The sequence below is a fragment of the Haloarcula sp. H-GB4 genome (assembly GCF_030848575.1).
Lineage (GTDB): Archaea > Halobacteriota > Halobacteria > Halobacteriales > Haloarculaceae > Haloarcula.
Window position 1 is genome coordinate 1,111,327 of record NZ_JAVDDX010000001.1, and the last position, 15,385, is coordinate 1,126,711.

General features: G+C 61.4%; 15 protein-coding genes and 1 tRNA gene. 7 read left to right on the plus strand and 9 right to left on the minus strand.

Annotation, left to right across the window (positions count from 1 at the left end):
• Nucleotides 1–47: 47 nt before the first annotated feature.
• Complete coding sequence (locus RBH20_RS05810) at nt 48–488, minus strand: GNAT family N-acetyltransferase (RefSeq protein WP_306707487.1); 441 nt, start codon at nt 486–488, stop codon at nt 48–50.
• Between the two features lie 87 nt (nt 489–575).
• Here RBH20_RS05810 and RBH20_RS05815 point away from each other — a divergent pair, with 87 nt between their 5' ends.
• Complete coding sequence (locus RBH20_RS05815; RefSeq protein WP_306706455.1) at nt 576–800, plus strand: hypothetical protein; 225 nt, start codon at nt 576–578, stop codon at nt 798–800.
• Nucleotides 801–1,006: 206 nt separating this feature from the next.
• Here the strand turns inward: RBH20_RS05815 and guaB are convergent, their stop codons facing one another.
• Nucleotides 1,007–2,491, minus strand: a complete 1,485-nt coding sequence (gene guaB, locus RBH20_RS05820; protein WP_306706457.1) for an IMP dehydrogenase — start codon at nt 2,489–2,491, stop codon at nt 1,007–1,009.
• Between the two features lie 413 nt (nt 2,492–2,904).
• Here guaB and RBH20_RS05825 point away from each other — a divergent pair, with 413 nt between their 5' ends.
• The 4 genes from RBH20_RS05825 to RBH20_RS05840 all read left to right on the plus strand — a co-directional run bounded on the left by RBH20_RS05825 (nt 2,905) and on the right by RBH20_RS05840 (nt 5,179).
• Complete coding sequence (locus RBH20_RS05825) at nt 2,905–3,792, plus strand: DUF5794 domain-containing protein (RefSeq protein ID WP_306706458.1); 888 nt, start codon at nt 2,905–2,907, stop codon at nt 3,790–3,792.
• A 41-nt stretch (nt 3,793–3,833) separates the two neighbouring features.
• On the plus strand, nt 3,834–4,061 hold the full coding sequence (locus tag RBH20_RS05830) for a DUF5795 family protein (RefSeq protein WP_170096013.1): 228 nt from the start codon (nt 3,834–3,836) through the stop codon (nt 4,059–4,061).
• 54 nt (nt 4,062–4,115) lie between these two features.
• Nucleotides 4,116–4,296: transfer RNA gene (locus RBH20_RS05835), tRNA-Trp, on the plus strand.
• Nucleotides 4,297–4,498: 202 nt separating this feature from the next.
• On the plus strand, nt 4,499–5,179 hold the full coding sequence (locus RBH20_RS05840) for a carbonic anhydrase (RefSeq protein WP_306706459.1): 681 nt from the start codon (nt 4,499–4,501) through the stop codon (nt 5,177–5,179).
• Nucleotides 5,180–5,255: 76 nt separating this feature from the next.
• Here RBH20_RS05840 and RBH20_RS05845 read toward each other — a convergent pair whose 3' ends face one another.
• From RBH20_RS05845 to RBH20_RS05855, 3 genes are all read right to left on the minus strand, one after another.
• Nucleotides 5,256–5,549: a chorismate mutase gene (locus RBH20_RS05845; protein WP_306706460.1), complete on the minus strand. Its 294-nt coding sequence runs from the start codon at nt 5,547–5,549 to the stop codon at nt 5,256–5,258.
• Entirely contained in the window at nt 5,546–6,424 is an 879-nt protein-coding gene (locus tag RBH20_RS05850) for a shikimate kinase (protein WP_306707489.1), read from the minus strand. Before RBH20_RS05850 ends, RBH20_RS05845 begins: the two co-directional genes overlap by 4 nt.
• A gap of 128 nt (nt 6,425–6,552) precedes the next feature.
• Entirely contained in the window at nt 6,553–6,687 is a 135-nt protein-coding gene (locus RBH20_RS05855) for a hypothetical protein (protein ID WP_306706461.1), read from the minus strand.
• A gap of 124 nt (nt 6,688–6,811) precedes the next feature.
• Between RBH20_RS05855 and RBH20_RS05860 the strand changes: the two genes are divergently transcribed.
• Complete coding sequence (locus RBH20_RS05860) at nt 6,812–7,495, plus strand: TrkA family potassium uptake protein (protein WP_306706462.1); 684 nt, start codon at nt 6,812–6,814, stop codon at nt 7,493–7,495.
• A gap of 1 nt (nt 7,496) precedes the next feature.
• Nucleotides 7,497–9,191: a potassium transporter TrkG gene (locus RBH20_RS05865; RefSeq protein WP_306706463.1), complete on the plus strand. Its 1,695-nt coding sequence runs from the start codon at nt 7,497–7,499 to the stop codon at nt 9,189–9,191.
• A 456-nt stretch (nt 9,192–9,647) separates the two neighbouring features.
• Here RBH20_RS05865 and RBH20_RS05870 read toward each other — a convergent pair whose 3' ends face one another.
• The 4 genes from RBH20_RS05870 to RBH20_RS05885 all read right to left on the minus strand — a co-directional run bounded on the left by RBH20_RS05870 (nt 9,648) and on the right by RBH20_RS05885 (nt 15,308).
• Entirely contained in the window at nt 9,648–11,183 is a 1,536-nt protein-coding gene (locus RBH20_RS05870; RefSeq protein WP_306706464.1) for a TrkH family potassium uptake protein, read from the minus strand.
• Nucleotides 11,184–11,393: 210 nt separating this feature from the next.
• Nucleotides 11,394–11,816 carry a hypothetical protein gene (locus tag RBH20_RS05875; RefSeq protein WP_306706465.1) on the minus strand — a complete coding sequence of 141 codons (423 nt, stop codon included), beginning with the start codon at nt 11,814–11,816 and terminating at the stop codon, nt 11,394–11,396.
• Between the two features lie 17 nt (nt 11,817–11,833).
• The gene (locus tag RBH20_RS05880; RefSeq protein WP_306706467.1) at nt 11,834–12,586 is read right to left on the minus strand and encodes a cell surface protein; all 753 of its coding nucleotides are present in this window, start codon (nt 12,584–12,586) and stop codon (nt 11,834–11,836) included.
• A gap of 43 nt (nt 12,587–12,629) precedes the next feature.
• The gene (locus RBH20_RS05885) at nt 12,630–15,308 is read right to left on the minus strand and encodes an alkaline phosphatase PhoX (protein WP_306706469.1); all 2,679 of its coding nucleotides are present in this window, start codon (nt 15,306–15,308) and stop codon (nt 12,630–12,632) included.
• Between the last annotated feature and the right edge of the window lie 77 nt (nt 15,309–15,385).

A 15,385-nucleotide genomic window follows, 5' to 3' on the forward strand; every position in this document is an offset into this window, starting at 1 on the left:
TTCTTCTCTCATGGCGCACTCGGCCCGTAAGTCACTGGACACCCCGTTCAGCCGTCCAGCTGTTTTCGCATCTTGACGTGTGGGATGCCGGCTTCCTCGAATACGTCGCTGACCGTCTCATAGCCGAGGTGCTGGTAAAACGGCTCGACGTGAGTCTGTGCGTGGAGTTTGAGTTCAGTTGCGCCATCGTCACGAGCGGCATCTTCGACGGCCCGCATCAGCGCTGCGCCGACACCATCCCCTCGGTAGGACTCACGGACCGCGACTCGCTCAACCTTGCCGACCGTGGGCTTGGGGAACCGGAGCCGAGCAGTCCCAACGGGATACTCGTCGTCACGGGCCAGAAACTGAACGGCGTCCGAGTCGTTTCCATCGAGTTCCTCATCCTCGGAGACGCCCTGTTCCTCAACGAACACTGCTTTTCGAACGGCCGTTGCTGCGTCTCGGAACGCATCCCAGGTGCCGACATCGACTTCCAAGTGGTTCATGCCCGCGGTTTCGAGCGGGTCCCCTGTATGTGCTGTCACTGAGAATCGCCGAAACCATCAACACAGATGCGGGTGAAGCGGGCACGTATGACGTACGACTACGCTCGTGATCACGAGCACGAACTGTCGGCGGAGTATCTGTACGCCTCTGATGCGGAGGTTCTGGGAATCTACGACGCCGATGAATCTCTACAGGTCGACGTGGCGGTCATCTGCCCCGAGTGCAGTGAGACACTTCGTCTGGAGTCGACCGTCGACAAAGTCACGTCGTCCGGAACGGAACTACCGCTGGACGAAGACTACTACGACTGACCGAAGATCCCGAAATAATTTTTTCCGCGGCGCGAGTACACTGGGCCGCTATGTCAGACTTCGGCACGTTCGAGTGTTCGAGCTGTGGTGCGTCGTTCAAAGCGTATCCCGACGCGAATGCGGCACAGAAAGAAGCGTGTAGTCCGGCCTGCGAAACCGACTTATAATCAGCTTCGGCTTTTTTGCGTTCCTTCGGTCGGCAGCGTTTAGCTGTCGGGGCTGTAGTTGGGCGCTTCGTCCGTAATCATCACGTCGTGGGGGTGGCTCTCTTGCTGTCCCGCGGCGGAGACACGCACAAACTCGGCGCGCTGCTTGAACTCGGGAATCGTTTCGGCTCCGACATAGCCCATTCCGGACTGCATCCCGCCGACGAGCTGGTGGAGTTCGGAGGCCAGCGAGCCCTTGTACGGCGTCGCGGCCTCGACGCCTTCAGGGACGAACTCCTCGCCCTCCTCGTCGTCCTTGAGGTAGCGCTCGCCGCCGCCCTCGTTCATCGCACCGACGCTACCCATCCCGCGGTACTGCTTGTACTTCTTGCCGTTCATCGTGATGACGCGGCCTGGGGCCTCATCGGTTCCGGCGAAGTACGAACCGAGCATCACCGCGTCCGCACCGGCGGCGATGGCCTTGATAGCGTCGCCGGAGTACCGGATGCCGCCGTCGGCGATGACCGGCACGTCGTGCTGGCTCGCCACGTCGGCGACCTGCGCAACGGCGGTGATCTGTGGCATCCCCGAACCGGTGACCACACGAGTCGTACAGATAGAACCGGGGCCGATACCCACCTTAACACCGTCGGCGAAGTCAACGACGGCTTCAGCGGCTTCCCGGGTCCCGATGTTACCGACAACCACATCGGCGTCTACTTCGGCCTTGATCTCGCGAGCGCTCTCGATGACGTTCGCGTTGTGGGCGTGCGCACAGTCGATGAACAGGATGTCAGCGCCGGCCTCGTCGGCGACCTGTGCTCGGTCCATCTCGAAGGGGCCGACGGCGGCACCACAGCGGAGCGAGCCGTCGTCCGCGCGGGCGGCCTGGTCGTACTCGCGACGCTGGAGGATGCCCTGCATCGTGACCAGCCCGACGAGTCGGTTCTCGTCGTCGACAATAGGGACGCGCTCGATTTTGTGGTCGTACATCAGTTCTAGCGCTTCGCGGGGGGTCACGTTCTCGGGTGCGGTGACGACTTCGTCGGTCATCGCATCCGTGACGGCGTCGTCCTCACCGACCTCCAGATACGGGCGGATGTCCGTCCCGGAGATGATGCCCAGCACTTCGCCACTGTCGTCGTCGACGACCGGCGCGCCGGAAACGCCCTCGTGTTCCATCATATCGTCGACCTCGCGGACGGTCTGGTTCGGGCTGGCCGTCACGACATCCCGGATAATGAGTTCGTCGGCGCGTTTGACCCGCTCGATCTCGGTCGCCATCTGATCGGCGTTCATGTTACGATGGAGGACGCCGATACCGCCCTGGCGTGCCATCGCGATCGCCATATCGCTCTCGGTGACGGTGTCCATCGCCGCGGAGACAACAGGGACGGTCAGTTCGACCGACTTCGAGACCCGCGTTGTGGTATCTGCTTCGTCTGGTTCGACGCGGGACTCCTTGGGTCTGAGGAGTACGTCGTCGAACGTCAGCGCCTCCGGCACTCGGAGCTTCTCTGAGAAAGGCTCGGAATCGTTCGCCATGTAAATCGTCCACGACGGCCCGGCAAAAACGTTGCGAGACTCGGCGCTACGTGGGGTTCGATGCCACACGTGTCTCCGGCAGCCCCTTCCAGAAATCCGCCATCGATCTCTCATTTGTCACGCCCTGGTCCCGAAGGTGAGACATTCGTCCACAAACATCGGGGCATTCCGGAAAAGCGGTGGCGTATGTGCGCAGTTCTCACGCAACGGTTATGTGCGAATGAAGGATAATTAAAAACATGCGACTCACCGAACCCGCACGGAACGGTACTGCCCGCCAGATGACGTCCACAGCGTCGGGCAACACAACGTTCACGTGGTTCGGTAAGAAATTCTGGCAACTCTGTCGTGTTCGTCAGGACCGAGTGAGAACCTCCCAACGAGAGTTGGGTTATGCTCGACCGTAACACGACATGAGTAGCTCCAGACACCCGATTGCACTCGACATCGAGCAGCAGGTCGGCCGCGGTGGTCGGCTCTTAGCGACCGTGATGGGCCTTCCGCTCGTCGACGGCATCTTCCCGGTACTCGTCCTCGCGGGGGCACTTTCAACCTGGATGGGCGTCCTCGAAGTGGGCTTGCTCGTCTTCGGTGGGTCAGCCACCGTTGCTGTCGTGTTAGCCGAACTCGAAGGCGGTCCCCGGCAGCAAGCGCGCTCTGTCCTCATCATCGGAGCCGTGTTGATGCCGATTGCGCTCACCGAAGCAGCCCTTGCGCCGACGATTGCGGGGATCGTCAAACTGGGGACCCTCGAACGCTTCGCCGGCCTCGTCATCCTCGCAATCGCCGCACAGACCGCGAGCGCCCGAATCGGTGAGTACCTGCCGCGGCCGGCCATCATCGTCGTCCTCGGCCTGCTGGCGAGCCTCGACCCCGCCGGTGCAAAGCTGGTCACCGCTATCGAACCCGGTGTCTTGCTCCGCGCGGCCGCCACCACGGGCGTCGGTATCGGCTTCGCCCTCGCCGTCGCACTGGCGAGCCCGTGGCTGCGTAACGCCGTCGACATCGACCGCTTCCGCTTCGGTAGCGCTGTCGCGCTCGGCGTCCTCGCTCTCTCGGTCCTCGGCGTGATGCCGACCGACGCGCCAGTGGCGCTAGCCGTGCTTGCTGTCACGGCGCTGCTGTCATTCGACCCGGAGAACGCCCGCACGCGTCACACGGAATACCGACCCGACGCCGTGGACCTCACTGCCGCCTTCGCTGACGGCGGCGCGTCCCAAGGCGTCGCCGCCGACGAACAGACCGACGAAGGGGCCGCAGTCGAGTACGAGCCGGATCAAGAGCGCGCCCCGTGGCTGTGACGAGGGAGAACTTTTAGGCCTCTCAGGCTCGGCTGTCCGGTATGAGCGACAATCGCGTGGTCCAGGGTCGGATGCAGACCCCCGAGAGCCTGGCCGAACTCATCGAAGGAGAGGGTGTCATGGACGCAGAGCCGATCGAAGACGCCGATGACGACTGCCCGGAGTGTGGCGAAAACGTCATCTCCGTGGGGTACATGCCTTCTGCACTGGAATTTGTTACTGGGTACAAGTGCCAGGAATGCGACTGGTCGGACACCGACCGCGACTAAGCGCCGTCTGCCAATCGAAATCCCTTTAATGCGAGTCGGCTTACGCCGGAGTGCGGGGTCGTGGCCTAGTCCGGGAAGGCGGCTGACTCCAGAGGCCACGCGCCTGGGACGACACTCCAAGGGCTGATATACTGAGCGGCCGGCTGATCACCGGTTCGCGACGATGACCCTCTGGAGTTCCGAGGCGCAGGACGGAGATATCAGCCGATCGGGGGTTCAAATCCCTCCGACCCCATACTGTTACCCTTCCAGACCAATCTTTCAGCCGGATTTTACATAGTAGTACAGCTAAATAATACAGATCTGTCTTCAAAAACCCGATCTCAGCGAAGCCAAGGCATTCCGGAAGCACGGATTCATGTAATCAGTGCCAAGTTGGGGACGCCAACACTGCCCAAGTCCAATGAGTTTACTGCATGGCGGCTATCTGCCCACGCATGAGTCAGTTATTACGTGATTTACTTGTCGGAAACGCCGACCACGCGGCGGAGTTCCGGGACCGGTTCGACAGTGTTCAGAACTCACAAACTCCAGATGCTGTCACGGTCTGTTGCTCCGACTCGCGGGTACTTCAGGACCATATGTGGGGCAACAGCGAGCCGGGGCATCTCTTTACTTGTAGCAACATCGGGAACCGAGTCATCCAGCGGACCGCCTCCGGCGAGGCGGTATCTGGTGACGTGTTGTACCCTATCGAGCACACGATGACCGAAACGGCTGTCGTCGTCGGCCACACCGGCTGTGGAGCGGTGACGGCGACCTATGACGACCTGACGGACGGCCTTGATGAGCCGGCCGGCATTGACCACTGTCTCAGTGTTCTCAAGCCCCATCTCGAGCCTGCGCTGGAACATCTCCCCGAGGATATTGAGCGAGCGGCGGCCATCAACCGACTCGTCGAGTACAACGTCGACAGGCAAGTCGAGTTTCTTCGAAACAGTGACGACGTTCCCGACGCTGTCGACGTGGTCGGCGTCGTCTACGACTTTCAGGACGTGTACGGCGGCCGACGGGGTGAAGTCCACGTCATCAATGTCCACGGTGAAACCGATATCGACGCGCTCCGGGCAGCCCATCCCGATATCGACTCACGGATCAACCGCCTCTGGGAGTACTAACGGGACGCTGGAAGCGGTGGACAGAACGGTGAAACTAACTCTCGGACTAGACCGACTCCATCACAACAGATTCTTGCTACCTGTTCTCTCGCTGTTCGACCTTGTTCAGTTCGATCAGGAGCCGGAAGATCGCTTTCACGAGGTTTTCGTCGACGTCGAACTGCTCCGCATTGTCGCCAGCACGGTCCATGACGGCCTGCTCCTGTTGCTCGTCGGTCGTCGGCAGCCCTTTCTCGTCTTTGACCTGTGCGATGGTGTCGGCAACGTAGGTTCGCTGAGCGATCTTCTCAACGATTTCACGGTCGATCGTCCGGATTTCGTCGCGCAGTTCGTCCAGCGACATGTCCTCTGGGTTTGGATTCGTGGTCATACTATGTGTGTCCCCTCTGTTTGTGTCGTCGTCAGCCATGTCTCTCCGGGTCGCTTGTCCCAGGCGTCTCGGACGGCTTCGAGTGCCGCCCGCTCGCCGACGGCAGTAAATGACGGCCCCGTCCCAGACAGAGAGACGCCCTCAACGTGCTGGAGCGCGTCGAGAACCGGGTCCGTCTCGAAATCCAGCGCGGCCGAGAACGCGAGACCGTTGACGGTCATCGCCCGCTGGTAGTCACCATCAAGCGCGAGGTCCTCGACGAGGCGGGCCATCGGCGCGATTTGCCGGCACCGCTCGACATCCGCGTCAGCACTAAAGGACTGTTCCGGCGGCGTCCAGACGAGCACGTCCCAGTCGATTTCCTCGCGGGTCAGGAGCGCGTCGTCCTCGTTGTCGGTGACGGTGACGCCGCCGAGCATCGACGCCGACGCGTCGTCGAAAGCCCCGGTGACGGTGACGCCCACGTCGCGTGCGGCCATGACGCCGAGACGGGCCATGTCCTCGCGGCTCATCCGCTCGGTCGCGTCGAGCGCGTCGAGCGTCGCCATGACGGTCGCGTTTGCGGCCGCACTGGAGCTTTTGAGCCCCGACGCCATCGGGACCTCACTTTCGGTGCGGACGGTCCCGCCGGAGACCGCCGGGACACCCACGTTCTGTGGGCCGCCGTGGGCGTCGATGACGTACTCGACACAGCGTTCGATAAGCCGCGTGTCGGCGTCCGGCGCACCGTCCACCTCGCCGGTGACGCCATCGGTCTCGGTCGAGAGCGTGACGGTCGCTGTCGTGTACTCGTCGATAGCAAACGCCGCGCCGCGGCCGGTCGCAAGCGCGTTAAGGACCGTCCCTGCTGCGGGCGCTGCTGCCTTCCCTTCCATCGACGTGTACTCCCGCACGGACCTATTTACTAACTGCGATACCCCTGTAGCGGCCATATTGACCGCAGCGGCCGACGTGGTTCTGTCTAGTTATTCGATACACCGGCGTCCGACTGCAGTACCCCGTCTCAGGCTGGGAACAGGAGATACGGCAGAATAAACAGCAACAGGAACATGAATAGGAGAATGATGCCGTAGCCAGCCAGCGTCCCGGCGGCTGTCAGCCACGCCGGATGCTCAAACTGTTCGGTGAGAGTTGCCATACCGTGGAGTTCAATCGGAGACAGTATAGTGGTTTGGGAGCGGCACGGCCCCGAACGACCGCAATGGGCTCGTTGCGACTGGGAACGGTAAGCTTTCAACTATCGGTTCAGTACACTGGCAAAAATGTATATTGTCATCGTCGGTGCCGGCGATATCGGGTCGCCGTTGCTTGAGATTGCGACAGCGGGGGGGAACGAGGTCGTCGTCATCGAACGCGACAAGGAGCGGGCGGAACGTGCGTCGAGACAGTACGACTGTCTCGTCATTCACGACGATGCGACGTCAAAGGACACGCTGGAGGACGCCGGGGCGGACCGTGCTGACGCGCTCATCTCGACAACCGATCAGGACGCGACCAACATCATGGTCTGTCTGCTGGCACAGGAACTGGAAGTGCCGGACATCGTCTCAGTCGTCCACAATCCTGAGCACATGAACGTGTTCCGCCAGATCGGCGTCAACACGATGCAGAACCCACAGCGGCTCATCGCCGAGTATCTCTATCGGGCCGTCAAGCGGCCGTCTATCGTTGACTTCATGCGCATTGGCGATCACGCGGAAGTATTCGAGATAACGGTCACGCCAGGTGCTCCGATTGCTGGCAAGACGCTACAGGAAGCCAATTCGGAGAGCCTCATCGGCGGCCAGACGCTTATCGTAGCTATCGAGCGTAATGGCGATGGTGACCCAATAACGCCCCGCGGCGATACGCGTATCGAGGCAGACGACCTCCTCACGGTCTACTCGGGAGAGGGTGCGACGCCGGAGGTGACCGATATCTTCGGTCACTCCGAGGACCACAACTGATATGCCGCGACGGAACAGCGGGCTGTTCCCGACGGACCTGAAAACAATCGCCCGCGATATCGGGTCCCTCCTGCTGATGGAGGCCGGGCTGATGACGATTACGGCCGTGATTGCGCTGGGCTTTCGGGAGTTCTACGCCGCGTTCGGGTTCTTTACTGCGGCTGGGATAACAGCCGCTGTCGGCGGCATCGCAAACCGCGGGTTCACCGATGCCCCGGCCCCAGAGATGAAACACGGCATGGTCATCGCCGCCGGCGGGTGGCTGCTGGTTGCTACGTTCGGCTCGTTGCCGTTCCTGTTGACCGCGTGGTTCACGCCCCCTGCGGTCATGGATACGTTCGTTCCGGTCGGGACGGACACGAGTACGTGGGAGCCGATCAAAGTCGGCGGAACGACGACGCTCTCCAGCCTGGCGTACTTCCGGAACCCGCTCCATGCCTTCTTCGAGAGCATGAGCGGGTGGACCGGGAGCGGCCTGACGATGGCGATTCACGAGCCCTCGCTCCCGCGCGCAGTCCAGTGGTGGCGGTCGTTCATCCAGTACGTCGGCGGCGTCGGCGTCATTGTCCTGACCGTGTCTATCCTGTCACGGCCTGGCAGCGGCAGTTACGCGCTCTACCAGAGTGAGGCCCGCGAGGAGAAGATCCACCCGAGCGTCGTCTCCACCGTCCGAACGGTCTGGAAACTCGTCGCCGGCTACACGGTTCTCTCGTTCGCGCTGCTGTTCGGTGCTATCCTCGCCAGCGACAGCGAGTACGCGGAGTCGCTGCCGCTGTGGGAGGCCGCTTGGCAGGCGCTCAATCACGCCATGACTGGGCTCACGACCGGTGGGTTCTCGGTCACGGACAACTCGATTGCGACGTATAACTCGCCGCTCGTCGAGACCGTGCTGTTGCCGATTATGATTCTCGGTGCGATTGCGTTCCCGGTCCATTATGTTGTCCTGCACGACAGGCAGATTCGCGAACTAGTATCGGACCTGCAGACCCGCTGGCTGTTCATTCTGCTCGCGCTCGGCGTCTTCGGCCTCTCAGTACAAAATGCGTGGTCCGTTCCCGCGACGACTGAGGCGTTTGCCACCCAGTCGTTCCTGCCCTTTTCGGTACCGATGCTTGACGCCGCACAGATCGATGCGGTCCGGGACTCGACGTTCCAGTGGGTCAGCGCACTCAGCTGTACTGGCTTCCAGTCGGCACCGATCGGTCGCTGGCTCGCCGGCGGCAAGGTGCTTGTGGCCGGCGCGATGGTACTTGGCGGCGCCGCGGGGTCCACTGTCGGGGGCATCAAAATCATCCGGGGGTACACCATCGTTCGCGGCATCATCTGGCAGTTCTCGCGGGTGTTCCTCCCGACAAACGCGGTGATTACGGCCCGCATCGGCGACCGGACGCTGGACCGTGAATCGATGGAGCGGGAGTTCAGCGAAGCGGCCATCGTGACACTGCTGTGGCTCATCATTCTCGTCACCAGCAGCGTCGTCCTCACCAACGTCGCGGGACCGGGGTTCGGCTACGCCGATGCCCTGTTTGAAGTCGCCAGCGCGCAAGGGAACGTCGGCCTTTCCTCGGGCATCACCGGGCCGTCGATGTCCCCACTCGCGGAGGGGATGTTCGTGTTGAACATGTGGGTCGGCCGGCTGGAGATTATCCCGATACTCGTGTTCATCCGCGCCGGACTGTACGGGCTAGACCCGTAAGCCGTCAAACGTCCCTTTAGTCCACCTCTCACTCTTCGTCAGGGTACACTTCGCCAAGAAACATCCAGCGGACTTTCGTGCCACCTTCGGGTCTAGTCTCCTCTTTGACGTGGTAGAGATACGGTCCGTGTGGGCAGTCATCTCATTCTTCAGCACAGTAGTCCACTTCACTACCTCGGTGTAGCCGTCGCGTTTGGTCGCGCGAAGGATTTCCTCATTGGGGTCCGGCTCCACCGATGAGGCTGTCTCATCGTGGAATTGCAACAGCTCCTGCGCATGGATGACCGTATTGTGGAGTTCATCAGGCGTCAACTGTGGCAGTTCCGCTGTCACTTTATCCGGGACCCCCTCAGTTAGTGTCGGTTCGTTTTAGGACTGGACATACTGACATCTCCATGTGGGAGATACATAACTGAACTGGCAGCTACAGATAGCGACGGAACGAGTCTCCCGGACTCACTCGTTCCAGAACGCTCCGGTAAATATCACGAACACTGGAATGATCTCTAATCGGCCGATCCACATCAAGAAGATCATCAGCAGTTTGCTGGTCTCCGGGAAGAGTTCATAGGTCCCGAACGGCCCCAGAAACCCGAACCCGGGACCGATGTTCCCGATGGTCGCCAAGCTTGCGCTGATGGCTTCGAAGACAGTCAGCTCAAGCCCGACACGGCCGGCATCGAGGAGGAGAAACACCGTCGCGATACCGAACGTGAGCAGGTACAGCAGCGTGAACCCGTATATCGCGTTGATAACGTCCTCGTCAATGACCTGCCCGCCGAGCCGAACTGGTTTGACGGCGCTGGGATGGGCTGTCGTGAACAGTTGGCGTCGGATGCTCTTGAGCACGACGAGCCATCGGACGATTTTGACGCCGCCACCGGTTGACCCCGCGGAGCCGCCGATGAACATCGCGAACAACAGGACTCCCTGTGCGGTGTTGCCCCACTGGGCGAAGTCGCTCGTCGCGTACCCGGTCGAGTTCAGCAACGAGGCGACCTGAAACGTGGCTTGCCGGAGCGAGTTCTCCAGTGCCCCCTGTGTAATGCCTCCGAGTTCAAGCGGCGGCGCGGACCCGGTAAAGAGCAGACCCCAGAGGATGACGGCCACGCCGGCGTTTGCACCGAGGTACGCCTGCAGTTCACGGTCCTGGAGGAAGGCGGCGTACTCGTCCTGCAACAGGAGGTAAAACAGCGCGAAGTTCATCCCGGCGATGAGCATGAACGGAATGACGGCCCACTGGACGGCCGGTGAGAAGTAGGCGATGCTCTCAGCCTGTGGGGAGAAGCCGCCGGTCGGCAGGGTCGTGAACGCGTGGGCAACGGCGTTGTAGGCGTCCATATTCGGTGCATAGCCTGTGTAATGGAGGCCAAGCAGAATGAGGATATACAGCACGGTAAAGCCCAGATAGAACAGCCAGAGGAGTCGGGCAGTCTCGGCTATCTTCGGCGTCAGTTTCTGCAGTTCGGGGCCTGGTGCCTCCGATTCGATCAACTGTGCCCCGTTGACGGCTGCCTCTGGAAGAATGGCGACCATCAGAACAATAATACCCATCCCGCCGAGCCACTGGGTGAGCTGTCGCCACATCAGCAGCGCGTGGGAGTGGCGAGCAAACGATATTTCATTGGTGACGGTCGCGCCAGTGGTCGTAAACCCGGACATCGACTCGAACAGTGCGTTCACAGGCTCACCGAGCGCTGATTCGGTCCCGTACCCGGCGATAACGTAAGGGACTGCACCGATAACTGCGACAGCCCCCCACGAGAGCCCGACGAACAGCAGCGCTTCGCGTGGCCCGAGTTCGTGACTGTCGCTGACCTGCTCCAGCGCTACGCCCAGCGTGATGGCGATTGCGATAGAGATCAGGAAGACAACAGTATCTTCTCCGTACAGCAACCCGATCCCAAGCGGGACCAGCATTGCGACGGCGAGATACTTGCTTACAGTGCCGGTCAGAGCGACACTCTGTCGCCAGTCGACGCGAACCGACATCACTGATCACCGACCATTAAGTGACGCTCACACCCCCGATATGAAAAAGCCTCGCGTTCCAGTAGCGCCGTTTCCGGCGAATCTACCCGTGCACAGTGTCGGTTCGATGCGGTCGCTGTTCCGTTCTGGCAGCGCACCGAATGCGTATGCAGTCGCGTCGTCCGATGTGAGTTTTGCCGTAGAAACTGCTGGAGACGCTGAAATGGCGATTCAGGCGTGACCCTGTTCCTTCGCCCCCTCGCGGATTTTCTTCGACCGCTTGCGGACGCGTGAGACGTACCGTTCGATTTTCTCTGGTTTCTCACCGTAGAACGACGCGGCCCAGTGGACATCGACGCCGTCCTGTGTGAGGAAGTAGGCGACAAGCGTATCGCGGCCCGCTTGGATGACCGTCGGCGGGACACCGCGCTCGCCGGTCCCAGCTTCTTGGAAGCCGTTCACGTCGAAGTACACATCAGCGTATAGTGTCGCCATCTCGGGGTCATCGAACTCGATGCCCTCGTGGTCTGGGGCCTCGAATCGGTAGCGTGTGTCGCCCTCGTCTGTCGGTCGTTCGGTGATGCGTATGTCGAGGATGTACTCACGATAGGTCGAACAGTCCATCGGTACAGCAGTGGTGTCTGATTGTGGCATGGATAGTTGGGCTGGTGTTATGATTGTCGGCTCGTTCTGGCTGCGAATGCTGCCACCGCGGCGAGTGCGGCAATGGCCAGCGCTATCGGGAGTGACCCGTTCGCGCCGGTCGTCGACTGGTCGTCACCATCCGCGGCCTCGTCATCTGAGGTATCTGCGGCGGCCTCGGTGCCCGCTGACTCGGCGACGGACTCGCTGGCAGGTGAAGATGCTTCGGTCGCGGCGGCTACTGTCTCCGTCGTCGCACTCGCCGAAACCGCGACCGCTGTCGACTCGGTCGCAGGCTCGACCACTCCGCCGCCGTCCGCGTCGACCTGGCTCGACGCGACGGTCACCTCTGTCTCGCCGCCATCGACGCCGGCAAGCTGGACCGTCGCGAGCGTCACATCGCTCGCTCCAGGTTCGATCTGTCCGTCAAGGTCGGCCGCCTCGAGCGTGACTGTCCCGCCGTCTGAACTAATGACAGGGTCAGTCGTGAGGCCGAGGCGGTCGGGGTAGCTCGCGTTCTCGAATCGGGCGACAGCGGGGTCATCGACGACGAGTTCGAGTTGGTAGCCGGCCAGTCCGTCCGGTGCGCTGGTGAGGATGACCGGCACAGCCATCGTTTCACCAGCAGCGACGGAGCTGGTCTCGATGTTGATTGCTGGCGTGCTCTGCCCTGCAGCGAGCGCGGGGACTGTCCCCGCGAGGAGGATGAGTGCGACGAGCGCGAGGGGGAGGCGAGCGCTTCGGACGTAGCCGCGTATCGAAAGGTGAGTGTCGTCTGTCATTGTGTTCCTGTATGGAAAGATGAGAGGTACTCGGTCGGGGTCGTCAGTTGACTTCTTCGTAGAGTGCCGTCACGTCCGCGAAGTCGAGTTTACCGTTCTCGTTGAAGTCATACGCGCCGGTGTTCAGCTGGACGCTGTCGGAGTCCATGTTCGAGAACAACACCTGTACGTCCTCGTAGTCGAGACGGCCGTTGCCGTTGAGGTCCTCGAAATGACCGTCGCCGTCGGGATCGGTCGGCGCGGTGTCACCGACGACCGTCTGCGGGCCACCCACAACGATACCGTTTCGGGCTTCTGCCTCGATGGCGTTCCCGTTCTCGTCGTCCATTTGTTCGATGGAGACAGTCAGGTCGGTCGTGCCGCCGCCGTTAGCGCGGACATCGAGCGTTGCGAGTGACGCGTCCATCGCGCCGGACTGGACGTTCGTATTGACATCGGCAACACGGATTGTCGCCGACGAGCCGTCGTCGCTGATCGAACTCTCGGTGAGACCGAGCGCGTCGGGGAAGGAGACACCGGTGATAGACGCGATCTCGGGGTTGGAGACGCTGACGGTGAGTCGAGCGCCGGAGAAGCCAGCAGGGAGCGATGAGGCGGTCAGCGAGACGCTGCCCGTCGATCCACTTCCGACCGCGGCGGAATTGGCGCTGACTGTGACGGTGGGCTGGTAGACATAGAGACCGTCGTTCGGGTACGAGCGCGCAGGGCCACCGAAGCCGTCCTCACAGCAGAGAACGCGACCATCGCGCATCGTATAGACGTTGTCGACGTTCCGGAGCGCGTCGTTTGCGTCTTCCGGCGAATCGGTGAAGTCGGGGCCGGTGATGACTGGTTCGAGCCTCGAAACGTTGTAGTCCGCTTCCAGCACACCGCGGTAGACGACGCCGCCGTCGACGCGGTCGAGTTGGATATCGCCTTCGTCGTCTGCGAGTGCGTCGTTGAACTCCGAGATGCCGAAGTAGATGAAGTCGCCGGGCTGGGAGTCATCCACGGTGTCGACGCCCTCGGCCTTGTTGAACTCGATGGACGCACCGATTTCCTTGGCGGCTGCGCGGGTCTCAAGGAACGGGACGCGACGGAGTTCCTCGTCGACGCCGTCCGGGCCGTTTGCTTCGTACTGTTCGGCCCACTCGACGATTTCCTCGTTCGTGATGTAACTCTGATTGCCGCTTGCGCTCTGGAGGACTGTAAGGTCGGCTTCCCTGACTGCGTCCGACACCGAGACATCCGTTCCGATTTCGTCCACACTGTATTCGGTGTGCTCCGTGATGTAGTCGGCCTGCGTGACGTCGTCGTACTCCGCGATCCACTCAGCAGCCTCGCCGTTCGTGGCGTGACCGAGCTTCATCCATTCGATCTCAAGTGGTGTCTGTGCCGGGGAGTTCCGCCCGTCGGATTCGGCGGCGTTGGCCGCGTCGTTGGTAATCTGTGGCGCGTACAGCGTGCCTGCGATGTCGTCGGTGTTGTCGTACTCCGGAATTGGCTCGTCGGCGACGAACTTGTAGATACCCTTGCTATCGCCGTCCGAACAGCCGTAGACCGTCTTCTGGTCGCCCTGAATATCAGGTGCTTCCCAGGCGGCCCGACCCATGACATAGTACTTCATCGGACTCGGCGTTTCGGCAGCCGGTTCCCGGATGTCGACGAAGTACCCGTAGCGGTACGGGTTCGGGTAGACGTCATCGATGAGCGTCATATCGTTCCCGTCCTCGGTCTGGTCGACCGTGTCCGCACCGAGGTAGTACGCCGCCTTCTCGACACCGGCCTGGGACCAGTAGCCCTGAATGGTGAACTCCTCCGCAATGTCACCGGCCTCAACGTAGTCACCCAGTGCCTCCCCGATTTCCGACGGGTTCGGACGGTTCCAGAACTGACAGCCACCGATTTTGCCGACACCGGTTCCAGACTCCACGATGTCGCCCACTGTGTACGTATATGAGACGCGCGGGTGGCTGTAGTTCTCCTCGGCCGAGATCATCGTTTCCCACGGGCTGAGGTCACCATAGCAGTTGACCCACGTCCCGCCAAGATTGCGGAACGCCTCGGTATTGACGACGTTGAGCGTCATGTCCGAACCGACGTCGGCACTCCACTCGCCGCTCTCGTCCCGGCTTATCGGGACCCGCGAGATGCACCCCGGGTAGTTCTCCCAGTTTGTGAATAGATACCCTTCAGTGCCCTCGTCGTCTGTTGCGACGAACTGGTTGCAGTCTGGATTTTGCCCATAGCCACCACTGCTTCCATTGAGCGCAGTAAGGTCGACACCGTCAGGTGTCTGTGGGACACCGAGGCGTTCCTCGCCGCCCTGAATCTCTTCGCGGCCCTGAATAAGGACCTCGTAGTTACCAGCTTCGGACCGGACCTGACGCTGTTTCTCCTCGGTGTCCGGAATCCCCACCTCGGAGAAATCGTCGTTACTCCCGTCGAACTCGAACTGGAAGCCGCTGAAATAGCCCACCGCGGCCCGTCCGAACGGTTCGGGGTTTTCTCCCTCCGGGTGCTGGAGGCTGTACAGCAGTGACCCGTCCTCAAAGACGAACGGTCCCGTCACCTCCGCGCCGAACGCCGTCGTCGAGAACCGTTTGAGACTACCGGCAACACTCGGTGCCCCGGGTGTGTCTGTCTCTTCGACCTCTTCCCCACTTGCCACGCCGATGACGCTGGCCCCAAGTGCAGCAGCCACCGACTGTGAAAGTACCTGCCGTCGAGTGAAATCGACCATGCGAGTGAGGGGTAGCAGTGATTATTAAAGCAAGTTTATAATATTTGTATGATGTATTCAGAGCGCTCTTATGAGAT

Bases quoted from the DNA above. Each gene is read 5' to 3' on its own strand.
- RBH20_RS05810 (WP_306707487.1), bottom strand. From the start codon at position 488: ATGAACCACTTGGAAGTCGATGTCGGCACCTGGGATGCGTTCCGAGAC.
- RBH20_RS05815 (WP_306706455.1), top strand. From the start codon at position 576: ATGACGTACGACTACGCTCGTGATCACGAGCACGAACTGTCGGCGGAG.
- guaB (WP_306706457.1), bottom strand. From the start codon at position 2,491: ATGGCGAACGATTCCGAGCCTTTCTCAGAGAAGCTCCGAGTGCCGGAG.
- RBH20_RS05825 (WP_306706458.1), top strand. From the start codon at position 2,905: ATGAGTAGCTCCAGACACCCGATTGCACTCGACATCGAGCAGCAGGTC.
- RBH20_RS05830 (WP_170096013.1), top strand. From the start codon at position 3,834: ATGAGCGACAATCGCGTGGTCCAGGGTCGGATGCAGACCCCCGAGAGC.
- RBH20_RS05840 (WP_306706459.1), top strand. From the start codon at position 4,499: ATGAGTCAGTTATTACGTGATTTACTTGTCGGAAACGCCGACCACGCG.
- RBH20_RS05845 (WP_306706460.1), bottom strand. From the start codon at position 5,549: ATGACCACGAATCCAAACCCAGAGGACATGTCGCTGGACGAACTGCGC.
- RBH20_RS05850 (WP_306707489.1), bottom strand. From the start codon at position 6,424: ATGGAAGGGAAGGCAGCAGCGCCCGCAGCAGGGACGGTCCTTAACGCG.
- RBH20_RS05855 (WP_306706461.1), bottom strand. From the start codon at position 6,687: ATGGCAACTCTCACCGAACAGTTTGAGCATCCGGCGTGGCTGACAGCC.
- RBH20_RS05860 (WP_306706462.1), top strand. From the start codon at position 6,812: ATGTATATTGTCATCGTCGGTGCCGGCGATATCGGGTCGCCGTTGCTT.
- RBH20_RS05865 (WP_306706463.1), top strand. From the start codon at position 7,497: ATGCCGCGACGGAACAGCGGGCTGTTCCCGACGGACCTGAAAACAATC.
- RBH20_RS05870 (WP_306706464.1), bottom strand. From the start codon at position 11,183: ATGTCGGTTCGCGTCGACTGGCGACAGAGTGTCGCTCTGACCGGCACT.
- RBH20_RS05875 (WP_306706465.1), bottom strand. From the start codon at position 11,816: ATGCCACAATCAGACACCACTGCTGTACCGATGGACTGTTCGACCTAT.
- RBH20_RS05880 (WP_306706467.1), bottom strand. From the start codon at position 12,586: ATGACAGACGACACTCACCTTTCGATACGCGGCTACGTCCGAAGCGCT.
- RBH20_RS05885 (WP_306706469.1), bottom strand. From the start codon at position 15,308: ATGGTCGATTTCACTCGACGGCAGGTACTTTCACAGTCGGTGGCTGCT.